13 protein-coding genes and 13 pseudogenes are annotated in these 17,240 nt (G+C 74.7%); 18 read left to right on the top strand and 8 right to left on the bottom strand.

Features of this window, described 5'->3' with window-relative positions:
* Positions 1-236: 236 nt before the first annotated feature.
* Positions 237-422, bottom strand: coding sequence for a ComEA family DNA-binding protein (locus DA06_RS22465; protein WP_418608174.1), 186 nt, complete (start codon positions 420-422; stop codon positions 237-239).
* A gap of 54 nt (positions 423-476) precedes the next feature.
* Between DA06_RS22465 and DA06_RS22460 the strand changes: the two genes are divergently transcribed.
* From DA06_RS22460 to DA06_RS22445, 4 genes and pseudogenes are all read left to right on the top strand, one after another.
* Positions 477-803, top strand: a complete 327-nt coding sequence (locus tag DA06_RS22460; protein ID WP_418606079.1) for a copper transporter — start codon at positions 477-479, stop codon at positions 801-803.
* A 54-nt stretch (positions 804-857) separates the two neighbouring features.
* Entirely contained in the window at positions 858-1,238 is a 381-nt protein-coding gene (locus tag DA06_RS22455; RefSeq protein ID WP_418606078.1) for a (2Fe-2S)-binding protein, read from the top strand.
* A pseudogene (locus tag DA06_RS22450) lies at positions 1,222-1,401 on the top strand (FAD-dependent oxidoreductase); the annotation flags it as partial. The gene DA06_RS22455 and the pseudogene DA06_RS22450, both read left to right, overlap by 17 nt.
* Positions 1,398-1,970, top strand: a pseudogene (locus tag DA06_RS22445) (lyase family protein); the annotation flags it as partial. The pseudogenes DA06_RS22450 and DA06_RS22445, both read left to right, overlap by 4 nt.
* A gap of 627 nt (positions 1,971-2,597) precedes the next feature.
* On the opposite strand, the gene DA06_RS22440 reads toward DA06_RS22445, so the two are convergent.
* Positions 2,598-3,296 carry an urease accessory protein UreD gene (locus DA06_RS22440; protein ID WP_418606077.1) on the bottom strand — a complete coding sequence of 233 codons (699 nt, stop codon included), beginning with the start codon at positions 3,294-3,296 and terminating at the stop codon, positions 2,598-2,600.
* Between the two features lie 69 nt (positions 3,297-3,365).
* On the opposite strand from DA06_RS22440, the pseudogene DA06_RS22435 reads away from it, so the two are divergent.
* The 4 genes and pseudogenes from DA06_RS22435 to DA06_RS22420 all read left to right on the top strand — a co-directional run.
* Positions 3,366-3,653 (top strand): annotated as a pseudogene (locus tag DA06_RS22435) (B12-binding domain-containing protein); the annotation flags it as partial.
* Positions 3,654-4,071: 418 nt separating this feature from the next.
* Positions 4,072-4,290, top strand: a pseudogene (locus DA06_RS22430) (SDR family NAD(P)-dependent oxidoreductase); the annotation flags it as partial.
* 19 nt (positions 4,291-4,309) lie between these two features.
* Positions 4,310-4,560: pseudogene (locus DA06_RS22425) on the top strand (HisA/HisF-related TIM barrel protein); the annotation flags it as partial.
* A 111-nt stretch (positions 4,561-4,671) separates the two neighbouring features.
* On the top strand, positions 4,672-5,424 hold the full coding sequence (locus DA06_RS22420) for an IS3 family transposase (RefSeq protein ID WP_418606076.1): 753 nt from the start codon (positions 4,672-4,674) through the stop codon (positions 5,422-5,424).
* On the opposite strand, the gene DA06_RS22415 is transcribed toward DA06_RS22420, so the two are convergent.
* Positions 5,388-5,900, bottom strand: coding sequence for a DUF222 domain-containing protein (locus tag DA06_RS22415; RefSeq protein ID WP_418608172.1), 513 nt, complete (start codon positions 5,898-5,900; stop codon positions 5,388-5,390). The two genes, DA06_RS22420 and DA06_RS22415, sit on opposite strands and share 37 nt — an antisense overlap.
* Positions 5,901-5,974: 74 nt before the next feature.
* On the opposite strand from DA06_RS22415, the pseudogene DA06_RS22410 reads away from it, so the two are divergent.
* Positions 5,975-6,421 (top strand): annotated as a pseudogene (locus DA06_RS22410) (helicase-associated domain-containing protein); the annotation flags it as partial.
* 147 nt (positions 6,422-6,568) lie between these two features.
* Here DA06_RS22410 and DA06_RS22405 read toward each other — a convergent pair.
* Positions 6,569-6,637: pseudogene (locus DA06_RS22405) on the bottom strand (hypothetical protein); the annotation flags it as partial.
* A gap of 1,232 nt (positions 6,638-7,869) precedes the next feature.
* Between DA06_RS22405 and DA06_RS22400 the strand changes: the two are divergent.
* On the top strand, positions 7,870-8,259 hold the full coding sequence (locus DA06_RS22400) for a hypothetical protein (protein ID WP_418606075.1): 390 nt from the start codon (positions 7,870-7,872) through the stop codon (positions 8,257-8,259).
* A gap of 399 nt (positions 8,260-8,658) precedes the next feature.
* Positions 8,659-9,270, top strand: coding sequence for an enoyl-CoA hydratase-related protein (locus DA06_RS22395; protein ID WP_418606074.1), 612 nt, complete (start codon positions 8,659-8,661; stop codon positions 9,268-9,270).
* 110 nt (positions 9,271-9,380) lie between these two features.
* Here the strand turns inward: DA06_RS22395 and DA06_RS22390 are convergent, their stop codons facing one another.
* Positions 9,381-10,568, bottom strand: a complete 1,188-nt coding sequence (locus DA06_RS22390) for a hypothetical protein (protein ID WP_418606073.1) — start codon at positions 10,566-10,568, stop codon at positions 9,381-9,383.
* Between DA06_RS22390 and DA06_RS22385 the strand changes: the two genes are divergently transcribed.
* The 5 genes and pseudogenes from DA06_RS22385 to DA06_RS22365 form a co-directional block, all read left to right on the top strand.
* Positions 10,545-10,781, top strand: a complete 237-nt coding sequence (locus DA06_RS22385) for a hypothetical protein (protein ID WP_418606072.1) — start codon at positions 10,545-10,547, stop codon at positions 10,779-10,781. The two genes, DA06_RS22390 and DA06_RS22385, sit on opposite strands and share 24 nt — an antisense overlap.
* Positions 10,782-11,059: 278 nt before the next feature.
* Positions 11,060-11,173: pseudogene (locus DA06_RS22380) on the top strand (pentapeptide repeat-containing protein); the annotation flags it as partial.
* Positions 11,174-11,240: 67 nt separating this feature from the next.
* A pseudogene (locus DA06_RS22375) lies at positions 11,241-11,417 on the top strand (pentapeptide repeat-containing protein); the annotation flags it as partial.
* 43 nt (positions 11,418-11,460) lie between these two features.
* A pseudogene (locus DA06_RS22370) lies at positions 11,461-11,774 on the top strand (ATP-dependent DNA ligase); the annotation flags it as partial.
* 510 nt (positions 11,775-12,284) lie between these two features.
* Positions 12,285-13,157, top strand: a pseudogene (locus DA06_RS22365) (polyprenyl synthetase family protein); the annotation flags it as partial.
* 90 nt (positions 13,158-13,247) lie between these two features.
* On the opposite strand, the pseudogene DA06_RS22360 reads toward DA06_RS22365, so the two are convergent.
* The 3 genes and pseudogenes from DA06_RS22360 to DA06_RS22350 all read right to left on the bottom strand — a co-directional run.
* Positions 13,248-13,546, bottom strand: a pseudogene (locus DA06_RS22360) (MFS transporter); the annotation flags it as partial.
* 28 nt (positions 13,547-13,574) lie between these two features.
* Positions 13,575-13,911: pseudogene (locus tag DA06_RS22355) on the bottom strand (non-canonical purine NTP pyrophosphatase); the annotation flags it as partial.
* Positions 13,912-14,110: 199 nt separating this feature from the next.
* Positions 14,111-15,736, bottom strand: a complete 1,626-nt coding sequence (locus tag DA06_RS22350; RefSeq protein WP_418606071.1) for a hypothetical protein — start codon at positions 15,734-15,736, stop codon at positions 14,111-14,113.
* On the opposite strand from DA06_RS22350, the gene DA06_RS22345 reads away from it, so the two are divergent.
* Together DA06_RS22345 and DA06_RS22340 are read left to right on the top strand one after the other, a co-directional pair.
* A complete protein-coding gene (locus DA06_RS22345) occupies positions 15,723-16,163 on the top strand; it encodes a hypothetical protein (RefSeq protein WP_418606070.1) in 441 nt (146 codons plus the stop codon). The two genes, DA06_RS22350 and DA06_RS22345, sit on opposite strands and share 14 nt — an antisense overlap.
* A gap of 462 nt (positions 16,164-16,625) precedes the next feature.
* A complete protein-coding gene (locus DA06_RS22340; RefSeq protein ID WP_418606069.1) occupies positions 16,626-17,237 on the top strand; it encodes an NAD(P)/FAD-dependent oxidoreductase in 612 nt (203 codons plus the stop codon).
* Positions 17,238-17,240: the final 3 nt, after the last annotated feature.

The following is a 17,240-nucleotide window of genomic DNA, read 5'->3' as shown; positions in this document are numbered from 1 at the left end:
GAGGTCGAGGACGCGCTCACCGCCATCGCGCACGAGTTCTCGATGACGTTCACGCTCGACGTGGTCGGGCGACCGCCACGTGCGCGCCACCCACGCCCGCGACGGCGCCGGCACGAGCCGGGCGTCCAGCGGTGCGGGCGGCACGGTGCTCTGCTCCTGCACCGGACGACGGCGCCGCACGGTCCTACCCGGTCCCCGCGGCCCGCCCGTGGTCGTCGGCGCAGCCGTCGGGACGGTCACACCGTCACCAGGGGACGCAGCCGCTCGAGGGTGGCGGGGCCGATACCGGAGACCTCGTCGAGATCCTCCACCGAGCCGAAGCCGCCGTTGAGCTCCCGCCACTCCAGGATGCGCTGGGCGATGGCGGGGCCGACGCCGGGCAGCTCGTCGAGCTCGGCCGCCGTGGCGGTGTTGAGGTTCACGGGCCCGCCGCCGCCCTCCGCCGCCTCCGCGCGGCCCGCGGCGCCTCCCGGGCCGTGACGGCCAGCGGTCGCGGGTCCGTGACCGTCGGGGCCGCCGTCGGCGACCTCGACCTCGTGGGCGCCGTGCGCGCCGACGACGAGGCCCGGGACGCCGTGACGACCGTCGACTCGATCGGCGAGGTCACGGCGGCCATCTCCACCCCGCTCGCCCTCGCGGTGTCCATCTCCGGCAGCACGGACGCTACGGCTTCCAGAACGGTGCCGAGCAGGCGGTGCCTCCGCGCGTGGAGATCCCGGCCGCGGAGCCGGCCGCCTCCGCGACCGCGCCCGCCGCCGAGCAGCCCACCGAGGAGCCGACGGACGCATGAGCCGCCGTCCTGACCTCCTTCGCCGTCGAGGGGCGCGTCCGACCGCCCGTCCCCACGAGTACGGGAGGTGCTGCCGTCACCGTCGGACCCGGCTCGGAACTTCTCCGAGGGCGGCCTCGTCCCGGGCGTCCATCACGTCGTCAAGGGCGCCCTCCGTCGAACCACCTCCAGGACGCCCTCGACGTCGAGCACCTCGGGGTGGGAGAGGTTGCTCAGTCCGGTCGTTGCGTCCGCGGCGGCGGCCCGGCTGGCCGCGCAGTGGTCGGTGGGGCGGCCTTGGGCGGTCGCTGGCCTCTCCGGACGCGGCGGCCGGCCGCGCGGGATCTTCTGCGGCATCGGCATCTGCCACGACTGCCTCGTCACGGTCGACGGCGTCCCCAACCAGCGAGCCTGCCTCGTGCCGCTGCGCAGCGGGATGGTCCTGGAGAGCGGTGACGGCCGTGGCTGAGCGTGACGCGACCTTGACGGCCGCCGCCGGGAGCCCCGCGGATCCGGAGGGCTCCGCCGTCGTCCACGACGTCGCGGTGGTCGGTGCCGGGCCCGCCGGGCTCGCCGCTGCCGTCACCGCCGCCGAGGCGGGCGCACGGGTGCTGCTGCTCGACGCCGCTGGCAGGCGGAGCTGTACGCCGACGTCGCGCGCTTCAACCGGGTGCTGCACAACCTCGCCACGGACGTGTGGACCTACATCTCGCTCGGCTACTTCCGCCAGCGCCTGTCCGCCCAGGGCTCCACCGGCTCCTCCACCATGCCGCACAAGGTCAACCCGATCCGGTTCGAGAACGCCGAGGCCAACCTCGAGATCTCCTGCGCGCTCCTCGACACCCTCGCCGCGACGCTGGTGACGTCCCCGCCTGCAGCGCGACCTCACCGACTCGAGCACGCAGCGCAACATCGGCACCGCGTTCGGCCACTCGCTGCTCGCCGTCGACAACGTCCGCCGGGGGCCTCGCCGGCCTCGACGTCGACCACGACGCCCTCGCCCCGCGACCTCGACTCCAACTGGGAGGTGCTCGGCGAGGCCGTCCAGCAGGCCATGCGGGCGGCGTCGATCGCCGGCGCCACCGGCATGGAGGATCCCTACGAGCGCCTCAAGGAGCTCACCCGGGGACGCCGCGTGGACGGCCCGGGCATGCGGGAGTTCATCGCCGGCCTCGGTCTGCCCGACGACGTCGAGGCCCGTCGTCCCTCCGGCCGAGCTCGAGGTGATCCTCAAGGCACGGCTCTCGACCACCTGGTCGCGTCCGGCAGGCAGGTGACGTCGCGCACGACGACCGAACCCCCGGGTTGCCGTGCGTCGCAGGGGCGTCGGCGCGGGCGATCTGATCCCCGGCGTCGGAGCGGTCTCCGGCGCATGGCGCCGGGGCGCCGTCGTGCGTTCGTGATCCGCGCGGTCGAGATCGTCGCCGGACCGAACTTCAGCTGTTGCTCTCGAGGTACTCGTCGTACGGGGGGATCGTGCCGTCGAGCACCGGGATGTCGACGTCCTGCGAGCCGGCGTTGCTGGCGCTGACGCCGCGCGGGAGGCCGTCAAGGCCACGCTCGCGACCATCGCCGCGGCCGCCGCGCACGCCCACGAGGAGGCCGACGCCAAGGGCGGCAAGCCGGCGAAGGCTGAGCCGGCGGGCAGGGCGACAGCAGCCTCCGCCCCGAAGAGTTCCACACCGAAGGTCTCCGTGCCGGAGACGCCTGCAGCCGGGTCGCCGGCGGAGCCTGAGGAGACGGCGGCGGCCACGCCTGCGGTCGAGGCCGGCGGCGCGTCGGAGCCTTCCGCGCCGGAGCTGGTCCCGAGCGGGACGACGGCGGAGACTCAGCGTGCAGCAGCGGCCTCCGAGGGGCAGGCCGCGACGTCTCCCGAGGGCACGCCTGCTGCGGCGCAGCCCACGGAGGAGCCCGCCGCACCGGCCAGGACGGGCAGGACCCGTGCGCGCCGCAAGGCGACGAGCCCGACGACGGCACCCGCCCCGTCGCAGCCCGAGGCCGCGCAGGCGCGATCCCGGGGTCGGTCCGGGAGCCCGGGAGCAGGTCGACGTCCTCGACGAGGAGCTCGCTCCCCGCGGCGGTGACGCGGGTGCGGCTGCGCACCGGGCCGCCTCGCTCCCCCCGTGCGCCCGAGGACGACCGTCTCGCGCAGCAGCGCCCGCGCGCCGTCGTCGAGCATGACGCGGGTGGACCGGGTGACGTCCGCCCCGTCCGCGACGACGAACGGCAGGGCCTCCCACTCGAGACGGGCGCCGGCCTCAAGCGTCACCGTCACCGACCAGGACGACGGCGTCCCGCCGGCGTCGAAGGCCACCGTGCCTGCGGTCTCCACGATCTCCAGCCAGGCGCCGGCGCCGACGCGGACGTCGATGCTCACGTGGTCCCCACCGAGCAGCAGCGCCCGGGTGGCGACCAGGCCCACACGGGCGCCGGCGCCGTCCCCACCGAGCACGCGCGGGCTGAGCGCACCGGGCACGACGGTGCACCGCGCCCGCCCCGCCGCCCGCTCGACGGCGAGCGCGGTCACTAACGCGATCCGGCGCGGGCCTGGACATGGGCATCGTCAACGCCGGGATGCTCGCGGTCTACCGAGGACATCGACCCCCGGCCTGCGCGAGGGCCGTCGAGGACGTCCATCCTGGCCCGCCGCGACGACGCCACCGACCGGCTCCATCGCCCTCGCCGACGGTCCTACCCGGGAGCGGCCCGGGAGGGAGGGCGGCGACGGCGCGGCGCCCGGAACGCCTGGCGGGACGCCGGCGTCCAGGACCGGATCCGTCACGCCCTCGTGCACGGAATCTCCGACCACGTGGTCGAGGACGCCGAGGAGGCCTACCGGGAGCTCGGCTCCGCGCTGGCGGTCATCGAGGGCCCGCTCATGGACGGCATGGACCGCTCTCCCGCGTCGCGTCCATCACCGACGGTCACGGAGAGGGACGTTGCTGGGGAAGGTCGGCGGGTGATCCGGTCAAGTCGCATCGGGCACCTCGCTGTTCGGGATCGTTGGTCCGTCCACTCTCGCGCCACCCGGCGCCCGGACGCCACAGCACCCGGGGCCGGCGCAGGGACCCGGCAGCCGCACGCAGGAACCCCCGCGGAGCCCCACAGGCGCACGAAAGGCCGGCACCTGTACCGGTACCGGCCTCTCGGACGACGGGTCCGCCCGCCCGTCAGGCGGACTTCTCGCGGGGCGTCCGCCGCTTGCTCGCCTTCTCGCGCGGCACGAGCGTCGGGTTGACGTTCTCGAGGACCACCTCGCGGGTGACGACGACGCGGGCCACGTCGTCACGGTCACGTCATGGGTGTCGTGCAGGGCACCCGGGCGGCGCTCGAGCAGATGCTGCACCAGGGTCGGGGTGGTCGTCAACGTCTCGTCGCTGCTCGGTGAGATCCCGGTCCCGTACGCGTCGGCGTACTCGATGTCGAAGTCCGCGCTCCGCGCCCTCGGCGTGAGCCTGCGCGCGGAGCTGCGGCTGGCGGGGGAGTTGGACGTCCACGTGTGCTCGGTGCTGCCGCCCAGCATCGACACCCTGCGCGACCGCCGGAGACCCGGTCGAGCTCGCGCGGCGCTACGACGCCGAGGGCGACGAGATCACGTTCCTCGACGTGTCCGCCTCTGCCGAGCACGGGAGACCACCATGGAGGTCGTCTCGCGCACGGCGGAGCAGGTGTTCGTTCCCCTGACCGTCGGCGGCGGGGTGCGCTCGGTCGAGGACGTCTCCCGGCTGCTCAAGGCCGGCGCGGACAAGGTGGGGGTGAACACGGCGGCGATCGCGCGGCCGGAGCTCATGTGCACGACGGTGGGCTGGAAGGTCTCGGCCAGGCGCACGACGTGGCGGACCATCTGGGCGAGCCGCTCGGCCGGGGCAGCGGCCAGCGACGCGGGGGTGACGCGCCGGTAGGTGACACCGTCGACCCGGTCGGCGCCACGCGCCAACGGGAGTCCCACGGTGACCGGGTATCCGATCCGGGTGACGGCTTCGACAGCGATACCGGCCTGCCGCTGCGAGCGCAGGACAGAGTGGGAGAGGACGGAGTACCGCACCACCGTGCCGGGCAGGGACGGCAAACGGGCTGGGGACCTGCTGAACCGGGACTTCACCGCGCCGGCACCGAACCTGGTGTGGGTCACCGACTTCACCTACGTGCGGACCTGGGAGGGGTTCGTCTACGTCGCTTTCATCGTCGACGTCTTCGCCCAGCGGATCCTGGCCTGGCACGCCCAGCGCACAAAGGTCACCGACCTGGTCATGGTCCCGCTGCGCATGGCGATCTGGCAGCGCGACCGCGAGGAGCGGCCCGTCGCCCGCGGGCAGCTGATCCACCACTCCGACGCGGGCAGCCAGTACACCTCGATCCGACTGACCGAGCACCTGGCCGTGGAGGACATCGCACCCTCGATCGGCACCGTCGGCGACGCCTACGACAACGCCCTGATGGAGTCGATCATCGGCCTGTACAAGACCGAGTGCATCGCCACCACCGTCTTCCACGACGGGGCGTACAAGACCCTCGCCGACGTCGAGTTCGCCACCGCCGGGTGGGTCGCCTGGTACAACAACACCCGGCTGCACTCCAGCATCGGGATGGTCCCGCCCGTCGAGCACGAGCAGGCCCACTACGCTGCCCTCGAGCCCGAGGCCCAGCCAGTATGAGAGCGGCACGAAAACCCGAACGCTTCAATGCGGTGGTCCAGGTCGCACACCACCGACGGCCGCGCGCAGCCGGGGAAGGTGCAGGTGAGGTCCCGGGCCTTGACGGTGCGGGTCAGGTCCGCCCCGGGCCGGTAGGCCGTGGTGGAGAGGTCCGTGAAGTGGCCGTGCTCGTCGGTCAGCAGGGCCCGCCAGGTCGCGTCCTGGGCGAGCTCGCGGGCGAGCTCGGCGGGGATGGGCCCGTATCCGGCGAGGTGGCCGGCCTGGTGGTCCAGGCCGAGCAGGGTGCCGGCGCCGACGGTGATCTGCGCCCCCGCCCGCGCCGTCCGCGTGGGCAGGGGGTGGCCGGCCAGGTCGACGCCGCGGTCCAGGACGGTGGCGAAGAGGTCGACGAACGCGTCGGCCTGCACCTGGGCGCGGGTGCGCTCGTCCTCGCCGAGCCCGGTGCCGTCGGTCGCCGCCCGTGCGAGGGCCCCCAGGGCGCCTTGACGGTGTGGGCGTGGTCGGCGCGCACGTAGGCGGTGATCCAGCCATCGCGTCCGGGGCGGGGGTGATGGTGACCTTGCGGGCGGCGTGCTCGGCCCTGCGCCGCGCCGCCCCCGCCGTGCTGGCCGAGGCCGACGTGCTCGGGATCACCGGGGCCGGGGCCCTCACGGACGTCGGGCGGGCGCTCGTCGACGGCGCCGACGACGACGTCCTCACCGAGACCCTGGACGCCGCCCTCCCGGAGCCGGTGGGCGACCTGCTCGTCCAGGGCGACCTCACCGCCGTCGTCCCCGGACGGCCGCTGCCGGAGCTGCGGGAGCTGCTCGAGTCGTGCTCGGACGTGGAGTCGCGCGGCTCGGCGCTGACCGTGCGCTTCACCGCGGGCTCCGTCCGGCGGGCGCTGGACGCCGGCACGGGCGCCGCGGAGCTCCTCGACGCCCTCGCCTCCTACTCGCGCACGCCGCTGCCGCAGGCGCTGGACTACCTGGTCCGCGACGCCGCGCGTCGCCACGGCCAGGCGGCGTGGGAGTCCCCGAGCACCGCGGCGATCGGAACACCCGCGGGGACGGCACTGCCGGGCGCCGTCGTCCCGAAGTCCCCCGTCCGAGTGTTCCACCTCCGGCAGAGTCTCCATCGGGACGCCGAAGAGCTCGCACAGCTCCGCGTCCCACGCGAGGTCGTGGATGTTGTACAGCAGCGTCCGCGAGGCGTTGCTCGCGTCGCACCGCACGGCGCGCCGCCGGTCAGGCGCGCGACCAGGAACGCGTCGGAGTCCCGACGACGACGTCGCCGGGGGCGGTGGCCGTTCGAGACGACGAGGTCGTGGAGCCACGCCATCTTGGTGGCGGAGTACATCGGGTCCAGGTGCAGCCCGGTGCGGCCGGCGACCAGAGCGGCGGTCTGCGGCGTCGCCCCCGAGCACCTGGCCGAGCGGCTCGACGGACTCGACCGCGCGTCGCCGCCGCGGCGCTCACGGACGACGGCGAGCTTCAGCTGGAGGGCGGCCCGCCTGCAGCTCGTCGACGCGCTGGAGGCCGGCGACCTCACGCTCGCCGATGCCGCCCAGCAGCGCGCGACCGAGCTGGCGACCGGTCTCGGCCGGCCGCTGTACCTGTGGTACCCGCCGATGTGGGACGCGATGCGCGCCCTCCTCGCCGGCCGGTACGCCACCGCCCCGGTTCTGGTCGAGACCTTCGCCGACCAGGCCCGCCGCTCGCACTACGCCGACGCCGGGATGGTGCGGACCATCCAGCTTCTCGAGCTGCACCTGATGACGGGCGGCGCCCCGGAGGTCCTGGCGGAGGTCACGGACCTGGCCGAGGCGGCCCCGGACCGGTGGAGCTTCGCGGTGGCGGTCCTGCACGCCCGGACGGGCGACGCGTCGGCGGCACGGCTGGCCCTCGAGCGGTACGCGGCGGCGGACTTCGACAACGTCGCCGACGACCTCAGCCGGAGCACGACCCTCGCGTGCCTCGCGGAGGCCGCGGCCGCCGTCGGGACGCCGGAGGGGTGCCGGCGGCTCGCCGGCCTGCTGGCGCCGTGGAGCGGGCACGCGGTGGTGCTCGGCTCCGGCGCGCTGTGCCTGGGCGCCGCCGACCACTTCCTCGGGCTCGCGCTGCGCGGGGCGGGGGGCGGTCTCGGCCGCCTCGAGCGCCTGCACGCGGCGGCCGAGCTCGTCGGCCTGCTCGCGGGCGCCCCGCAGTGCCGCGGTCAGCTCGCCGAGGTGCTGGTCGACCTCGGCGGGGGTCGTAGCCGCGCAGGACGGTGCGGAAGGATGTCTGGCTCATCGGGCGTCGCGTTCCTTGTCGTGGTGGGTGGTGAGGTCGTCGGCGGGGCGTCGGGTCGTCGGTGGGGGGCAGGGTCGGGGGTCCGGTACCGCAAGGGCGTCGATGACGCCGGAGAGCTGACCGAGCTCGGTCGCGATCCGGTCGCGGCGCGCGGTGAGGGCGCGCACCTCGGCGCGTGCGCCGTCCAGCAGCTCACGTGCCCGGGTCCGCAGCTCGTGGGCCTCCGCCCGGGCCTCGGCGACGATGCGGGCAGCCTCGTCCGGTCCCGAGCTGGACGGGCCCGAAGGAGATCGACGGCAGGCGGACCGAGGACTCCTGGCGCTCGCACCAGGTGCCCCTCGCCAGCGCCCGCGACACCGACGAGCACCTGCACGATCTGGAGACGTGGCTGAAGAGCTACCGCGCCGACGAGCTGTTCGACGAGGCCGGGAAGCTGCGGCCCGAGATCGCCTCCGTGGCCCCCACCGGGCACCTGCGCATGAGCGCCAACCCTCGCACGAACGGCGGGCTCCTGCTGCGGACTTTCAGATTCCACAAAAAGAGTGTTTCAAAAACTGCTCTGTAAAAAAGAAAAGGTTCATCTCTGTTAGTTGAATACACACATCACAAATAAGTTTCTGAGAATGCTTCTGTCTAGTTTTTTATGGGAAGATATTTCCTTTTTTCACCATAGGCCTGAAAGCGCTCCAAATGTCCACTCCAGATACTACAAAAAAGAGTGTTTCAAACCTGCTCTATGAAAAGGGAATGTTCAACTCTGTGACTTGAATGCAAACATCACAAAGAAGTTTCTGAGAATGCTGCTGTCTACTTTTTATTGTAATCCCGTTTCCAACGAAATCCTCACAGCTATCCAAATATCCACTTGCAGATTCTACAAAAAGAGTGTATCAAAACTGCTCTGTCAAAAGGAAGGTTCTTCTCTGTTAGGTGAGTAGCATACGTCATAAAGGAGTTTCTGAGAATGTTTCTGTCTAGTGGTTATGGGGAAGATATTTGCTTTTTCACCGTAGGCCTCAGAGCGCTCCAAATATCCACTTGCACATACTACAAAAGCGGTGCGGCCGCGGCGGCGTTCGCCTTCCTGCGGGCGCTGGCGGAGTGCCGCAAGCCGGTCGTCGCGGCGGTGCAGGGCCGAGCGGTGGGCGTGGGGCTGACGATGCTGCTGCACTGCGACCTCGTCCACCTGGCCGACGACGCCCTCCTCTCCGCACCGTTCCTCGACCTCGGCCTGGTGCCGGAGGCGGCGTCCACGCTCACGCTGCCGGCCCGGGTGGGGCACGTGCGGGCGTTCTCGGTGTTCGTGCTCGGCGAGACGGTCAGCGCGCAGGAGGCGCACGGGTGGGGCCTCGCCAACACCGTCGTCGCGGTGGACGAGCTCGACAGCTACGCGCGCGCGTCCGCGGCTCAGGTGGCCGCCCGGGCGCCCGGCGCGGTGGCGGTGACCAAGGCGCTGATGCGGGACCCGGACGCCCTCGTCGGGCGGATCGACGTCGAGGGCCGGCACTTTCTCGAGCGGCTGCGCTCGCCGGAGGCGCAGGCGGTGTTCGAGCGGCTGCTGCGCCGGCGGGGCTAGCCGCGGCGAGGTCGGTCGGCGGCAGCCATACCCGGTCGCGCGCCTACGCCCGAGCCGGGTCGCGGGCGCCGCGCAGACCTTGGTCCCTCCCGCACACTCACCCGTGCTCCCTAGCGTGAGAAGCGGACATGGTCGTCCCCTTCGTCAACCGAGGAGCAGTCATGAGGATCGCGGAGAAGGTCTTCGTCGTCACCGGCGGCGGCAACGGCATCGGTCGCGAGGTCGTGCTCGCCCTGCTGGCGCGTGGCGCCCGCGTCGCGGGCCGGCGTGCGCGGCGGCGAGGGACCCGGCGTCTGCGGCGGGAACGGGACCGCCGGAGCGACCTCGCGCGTGCGCCGTCGGGCCTGAGCCAGGTCGTGGTAGGCGAGGTAGCGGCCGACGTCGGCGGCACCCTCGCCCAGGTGGAGCGTGTCGAGGTCGAGCAGGCCGATCCCGTCCGTGAGAGGCACCAGCTGGGCGGGGGTGAAGTCGCCGTGCGAGAGTACGGGCGCGGTGGTGTGGCCGGCCGCGAGGACCCGCCGCGCAGGCGTCAGCGCCCCGTCGACCCGGTTGGCCACGTGCGGCCAGGCGGTCGCGACGACCTCCAGCTCGGCGTCGACCGCCCGGGTCAGGTCGCGCTCGCGGACCGCGCCGGCGGGATGCAGCAGGGCCAGCCGGAGCGCCACCTGCGACCACGCCCCGGACGCCGGCACGCACGCCTCGATCACGGCGGCGCCGCTCGCCACGAGGAGCACCACCGGCGCGAGGACGACGGCGAGCAGGCCGAGGCCCGTCCGCCACCGAGGGTGCCGCGCGATCACCGCCCCAGGGTAACGGTCCCGTCGCGCGCGAGATGTCCGGTTCCGGGACGCCGCGCCGCAGGCCGCGCCGGTGGTCGCGCGGGCCGCCGGCAGTGGTGCGCGCCGAGCGGCGGACCGGTCAGGGCAGGGGCGGCACCGGCAGCGGCGACCAGGTGGGGCGGGTGCGCCGCCGAGCGCGACCTGCACGGCGACGACCGCCGCGACCCCGAGCACGAGGACCACGAGCAGCGCCCGGAAACCCCGGGTGGGCGTGAGGACGTCGATCATCGCCCGGGCCCCGTCCCGGGCGGACCTGCTCGTGGGCATGAGCCAGGCGACCACCAGGGCGAGAAGCGCACCGGCCCACAGCGCGGCAGGCCGCTGGACGCCGCCCTCCAGCGTCAGCGGGGCCTGGAGGCCGACCCAGGTGGTCGCGGCGCCGAGCAGCACGCCGAGCACGACCCCCGGGAGCAGGGCCAGGATCCCGCGTACGAGGTGCCAGGGCAGCCCGGCGAGCATCCTGGCGTCGTCGCCCGGCCGGAGGCCGCGCCGCAGCCGGGACGAGCGGCGGGCGCGCCGGCCCACCCGGTGGTCGCGGCGAGCACGAGGAGCGCCGTCGCCAGGACCGCGAAGGCGCCGGGGAAGGACGCCGGCGGCCGCGCTGACGCCGAGCCCGACCGCGCCACGGTGAGGGTGCGGCGGCGCGGGGGGGCCCCGGTGGGGCGGGCGTGAGCACGGCGCGCCCCGGGCGCGAGGACGGGACGGCGGGCGGCACCACCACGCAAGCGGCGCCCGCACGGGAGTCCCGGCGGTGCCCCGCGTGCCGGAGCCGGACGTCGCACGCCGCCTCGGGCCCGCCCCCGCCGGCGGCCTCGCCGGAGCGACGCTCGCGGGCGTGGACCTGACGGGGGCGGACCTGACCGGGGGTCGAGCTGGACGAGCTCCAGATCGAGGCGTCCGGTCTCGACCGGCTGCGTGGCGCGGACGGGTGGTGGCTGCGCACCACCCTGGTGGACTGCCGTCTGGACGGCGCCGACCTCGCCAACCTCCGCGCGGAGGACCTCTCGCTGCTGCGCTGCAGCCTGCGGGACGTGCGGCTCGTCGGCGCCCAGCTGCCCGGCGCCCGGCTGCGCGGGGTGCGCCTGGACGGGGCGAGGGCGTCCCTGACGAGCTGGCGGGGGGACGACGTGGCAGCACGTGGTGCTGCGGGGCGCGGATCTCAGCGAGGCCGACCTGACCGGCGCCAGCCTGACGGACGTGCTGCTCGAGGACTGCGACCTCACCGGTGCGCAGCTCGCGCGGGCGCGCTGCGAGCGCGTGCGGCTCTCCGGGGCACGCGGCTGGCGGCCGGCGGCCGTCGCGGTCTGACGTCCGCGGTTACAGGTCCGTGGCGGGTGTCCGGACGCGCGTCCTGTGGTGGAGTAGCCCCAGCGGCCAAGCGGCGCCCGCGACCGAGCTCGAGGTGGGCGGGCGGACCGTGCGGATCTCCAACCCCGACCGCGTCTACTTCCCCGGCCCCGGCCACACCAAGCTGGACCTGGCCAGCTACTACGTCGCCGTCGGCGAGGCGTGGTCAACGCCCTGCGCGAGCGGCCCTGCATGCTCCATCGCTTCCCCGAGGGGATCGAGGGGGAGAAGGTCCACCAGAAGCGCCTGCCGCACGGGGCCCCCGACTGGGTGCAGACCGTGCGGGTGCACTTCCCCCGCTACGACCGCGACGCGGACCTCGTCGACGACGGTGCGCCGGACCACGGCGCCGGGCCCGACGCGGACGTCGCCCAGCAGGACGGAGTCGACCACCTCGGCACCGGCCGCGACCCGCACGCCGGCGCCGAGCACGCTCCGCCGCACGGTGCCCTCGACCACGGCGCCCGGGCCGACCACCGCGTCCTCCACCCCGACCGTCCGCGAGGATCCGGGCCGGGGCCTGCCGCCGCACCCGTGTGGTCACCGGCCAGGCCGGATCGTCCAGGTCGAACGGGGCGCGCTCGAGCAGGTCCATGTGGGCACGCCAGTACTCGTCGACGGTGCCGATCTCCTGCCAGTACCCCTGGTGGCGGTGCTCGACCGCCCGGCCCCGGCCCACGAGGGCGGGCAGGAGGTGGTCGCCGAGATCCCCCGAGGCCGTCGGCGCCCCCGGCCACGGCGGACGTCCTCGAGCCCGGCGAGCAGCGCGGCGGGATCCACGGCCAGCACCGTGCGCGTGCCGCGGACCGGTCCGCATAGGGTCGGGGCATGGACAGCGACCTCACCGACCTCCGCGACGCCGTGTCCGCACGCGTCCTGGCCGCCCTGGACGAGCGCACCTCGCCCTTCGCCGACGTCGGCACGCCGCTGGCCGAGTTCCTCGCCCCCGCCCGGTCGCTCCTCGGCGGCGGCAAGCGGCTGCGGGCCCTGCTGTGCGGTGCCGGGTGGGCCTGCGCCACACCGGCTCCCCTCGGGGGCCCCGTCGTTCTCGCCGGCAGCGCCCTCGAGCTGTTCCAGGCTGCCGCGCTGGTGCACGACGACGTCATGGACGACTCCCTCACGCGCCGCGGGATGCCCGCCGCGCACCGCCGGTTCGCCGGCGAGCACGCCGGGCGAGCCTGGCTCGGCAGCGCGGACTCCTACGGCCAGGCCGGCGCCATCGTTCTCGGCGACCTGCTCCTGTCGCTCTCCTCGATGGAGATGGACGCGGCGCACGCGGCGGCCGGACCCGCGGCCGGAGGGCGCGCCCGGCGGCTCTACGACGCCATGACGGCGGAGGTCGCGCTCGGGCAGTTCCTCGACGTCCGGTCCCAGGCCCAGCTCTGGGACGACGACGGCGACGCCGCGCTGGCCCGCGCGCTGCAGGTGGTCCGCCACAAGTCGGCCCGGTACTCGGTCGAGCACCCGCTCGTGCTCGGCGCGGCGCTCGCGGGCGCGGACGACGGCCTCCTCGCCGCGCTCTCCGCCGTGGGCCTGCCGCTCGGCGAGGCGTTCCAGCTCCGCGACGACGAGCTCGGCGTGTTCGGCGACCCCGCCACGACCGGCAAGCCGGCCGGCGACGACCTGCGCGAGGGCAAGCGGACGGCGCTGCTCGCGATGACGCTGCACCGCGCGGACGAGGCGGAGCGGGCGCTCCTCCGCGAACGGGTCGGCGCGCCGACCTGGGGGAGGAGGAGGTCGCGCGCCTGCAGGACGTCATGCGGTCGACCGGTGCGGTCGAGGCTCACGACGTCGGCGGACCGGGGAGTCGAGGGCGGCGGCCACGCCCAGCAGCAGCGCGAACACGTACACGTGCCACAGCTGGGCGGCGTCGGTGAGCACGAGCGCACCCAGACCCGCGGCGAGCAGACCCATGGAGCCCTGGGTCGCGATGAGCATCTTGCGCCGGTCGAGGCGGTCGGCGAGCAGCCCGGCGTAGGGGCTGAGCACGAGCATCGGCAGGAACTGCAGGCCGGTGACGACGCCGACGGCGAACCCGGACCCGCGGGGAGGATCGCCAGCACCAGCCAGTCCTGGGCGACGCGCTGCATCCACGTCCCGACGTTGGCGACCAGCGCGCAGCGCGGCCGCGCACGCGAAGTGCGCCGAGCGGTGCTGCGCGGGCACCTCCGCCAGCTGGGCAAGGAGGAGCTCGAGGTTGGCGCGGTCGTCACCGTGCCGGCCGGACCACCGTGCCGAGAAGACCCCCGGCGCCCCCGAGGACGTCCACGCACAGACCGGAGTCGTCGGCGACGGCGGGCAGGCCGGTCGCCGCGGCGAGCGCCCGGGCCTTGATCAGGGCGTTCTCCGCGAAGGTGACGCCGTCCTCCACCGGAGGCTCCGCGCCGACGTCGCCGGCCCCGACGACGTCGGTGGCCCGGAGCGCGGGCAGCAGGGGGTGGAGGATGTCCCGCAGCGGCGAGCGCGCTCGAGTCGGCGCGGCGCCACGGTGTGCGGCACCTGGCGATGCGACCCGAGTCGCTCCACGTCACGCCCGACGCCGAGGTCCTGATCACCGGACTCGGCACGGACGCCGTGCTGCTCGGTGTCGCGGACCCGGACGGCTCGCCGCTCACGGCCACCCGGCGCGACGCCACCGACCTCGTGCGGCTGCTCTACCTGGGCCTCACCGGCGTCTGGCCGGCCGCCGACGAGGCACCCGCCGCGCCGCGCAGCATCAGCCCCGAGGTCCCTGGTGACCTCGACGAGCTGTGCACCCGCACCCTCGCCGACGGGGAGGGACCGCGCAGCACCGGTGAGCTCATCCGGCTGCTGGCCCCGTGGCCCGACATCGACGCCGCCACCGTCCTCGCCGGGCCGCGGCGCCCGGACCACCCTGGTGGCCCCGCAGGGCGTCCTCGGTGACGGACTCCGCCACCCCCAGCTCCCCGGTGTTCAGGGCCACGAGGGCGGCGAGCACGGCGGGCAGCTCCGGCAGGGGCACGGCGGCGCCGTTGGCGGTGAGAGTGTCGGAGGCCCGGACGAGCATCCACAGCGAACGCGTCGGCTGGCCCCGGACCGACTCCCACAGGCCCTGCGCCATGAGTGCCGACGCCACCGCGAGGGAGGTCGGCGAGCCGTGCCGGGCGCCGCGGCGAGCATGCGCTCGGCCCCCTCGACGTCGCCGGTCCCGAGCATGGACACCGCGCCCAGCGGGGCCGAGGCGCCGAGGCGGTCCTCACCGGCCCAGCGGTAGAGGTCGGCGGCGCGGGCGAGCATCCCCCGCTGCGCCCACACCGACGCCCCCACTCGCCGGTGCTGCTCGAGGCGACCGGTGCGTCGGGGGAGCTGCCCTGCGCGTCCGGCCCCGCCGGAGCGACGGCGGAGCTGTTCCCGGTTCCCGGCTCCGCGACATCCTCGGCGCTCTGGGCCGGGACGTCGAGGACCCGCCCCTCGGCGGGGGAGAGGATCCGCACGTCGGCGAAGGAGCCGAACCGCGGGTCGCCCAGGCGGTCCACCGCGGCGGCCGGGCTGACGACCGGGTAGTCGCCGAGCTCGCCGAGCGGCGCCAGCATGCCGTTGAAGCTCTGCACGCCCGCCGCGGTCACGGTGACGTACCAGGCGGCGCCCGTGCGCTCGCCTTCGACGAGCTGGTGGGCGACGACCTCGGTCATTCGCGGGTCGCCGTAGTCGTTCTCGACGAGCTCGAACGCCGCGGGATCGTGACCGGCTGCCTCGAGGAGAGCGCGGACGGGTGCGAGGGCCTCCTCGCCCCGGGGTGCCGGCGGCGCGTCGGGGTTGTCGCACCACTCGTACGGCGCGGGGGCGCCGCGCGAGGGAGCGTCAGGTGCGGCGCCGCCGCCCGGCTCCGCGGGCATGGTGGCGCCGCCCTGGTCCCCGCGCCGGCACTGGTGGGGGTCCTTGGCGGGGTCGTAGAAGTTGGCGGTCGTCGTCCCGTCGGGTGACACGGTCAGGTACGCGCCGCTGCCGTCCGTGACCCCCATCTGCCACGCGCCGCCCACCTGCTCGGGCTCGCCCTCGAGGCCGAGCGCGGCGCCCAGCGCTGCCGTGCGCTCGGCGCTGAAGCTGGCGGACGGGTCGTAGGTCCACGCGCTGAAGGTGCCCGCCTCGTCCGACAGGCCGACCGCGTGGAAGCTCATGTGCGACACCGCCGGCGCGGGGTAGATGGCGGCGTCCGCCCGGAGGGCCTCGGGTGCGCCCGTGCCGGTGGCACCGTCCGGGTCGCCCAGGCCGATGGCGGGAGACGCGGTCGGTGACGGGACCTCGGTGCTGCGGCCCACCCCCCGGCTCAGCCCCGGCCCCACGCAGGCCGACGGCGTCGTGGAGTACTGCGACGCCGACGTGATGCGGCGGATCCGGCGGCGCTCGCTGTCGAACCTGCGCAGCGAGGTCGAGCCGGTCCCGGCCCGTACCCTCGGGGTGTTCACCCCGCGCTGGCAGCAGGTGGCACCGGTCGGTTCGCGGCCGGAGCTGCGCGGCTCCGACGGCGTCCTGACGGTGGTCGACCAGCTCGCCGGCGCGCTCGTCCCGGCCTCCGCCCTCGAGTCGCTCGTGCTGCCCGCCCGGGTCCGGGACTACCGGCCGGGCCTGCTCGACGAGCTGACCGCCGCGGGCGAGGTCGTCTGGGCGGGACGCAGCGCCGGTCACCGCGACCCGGGGTCCGTGGCCTTCCAGCGGCTGCTGGAGGAGATCGCCGCGGCCCTCTGACGGGGGCCGCCGCCGCACCGAGGAAGGAGCTTCCCCTACAACTTCAGATGTTCCGGAGTCAAGGACGACAAGGAGTCATCATGACCAGGATCTCGACCTCTCGGAAGCTCGCCGCGCTCGCCGTGGGAGCCCTCGCGGTGCCGCTGGCCCTGACCGCCTGCGGCAGCCTCGAGGACGGGCTGGACCTGCACGCCCGGGGCATCTCCACGGTGGTGTGGGCGACGGGCTACCGGCGCGCGTACCCGTGGCTGCACCTGCCGGTGCTCGACGCCGACGGCGAGCTGGTCCACGACGCCGGTCGCACCGCGGTGCCGGGACTCTACGTCGCGGGCGCCGCCTGGCAGACCCGGCGCAGCTCGGCCCTGCTCGACGGGTCCGGCGCGACGCCGCCCTCGTCACGGCCGACATCGCCGAGCGTCACGGCGCGCTCGTCGGCGCGGAGTCGTTCGCGGGGGTGGAGCGATGAGGTGGGACGTCATCGTGGTCGGAGGCCGGGCGGCCGGCGCGGCCACCGCGATGCTCCTGTCCCGGGGCGGCCTGCAGGTGCTGTGCCTCGAACGGACCCGCCTCGGCAGCGACAGCGTGTCCACGCACGCCCTCATGCGCGCCGGCGTGCTGCAGCTCAGCCGCTGGGGGCTGCTCGACGAGGTCGTCGCCGCGGGCACGCCGCGCGTCCGCCGCACGGTGTTCCACTACGGCGCGGACCCGATGGTGGTCACCCTCCGCCCGACCGCCGGCGTCGACGCTCTGTACGCGCCGCGGCGCACCGTCCTCGACGCGATCCTGTCCCGGGCCGCCACGGCCGCGGGGGCGCGGATGGAGCACGGCGCGACGGTGACCGGGCTGCTGCGTGACGCCGGGGGGTGCGGTCACCGGCGTCCGGGTGGAGGAGCGGCGAGGCCGTACGCCTTGGAGAACGTGCGCAGGACCACGAGGTTCTTGTGGTCGTCGACCAGCGCGACGCCGTCGGTCGGGTCGTCCTGCCGGACGGAACTCCAGGTAGGCCTCGTCGAGGAGCACGAGCACCCCCCGGCGGGACGGTCTCGAGGAAGCGGCGCACCTCGGACTGGGTAAGGG

The organism is Georgenia sp. SUBG003 (assembly GCF_000715355.2).
Taxonomy (GTDB): Bacteria; Actinomycetota; Actinomycetes; order Actinomycetales; family Actinomycetaceae; genus Georgenia.
This window is presented reverse-complemented; position numbering and strand designations above follow the sequence as displayed.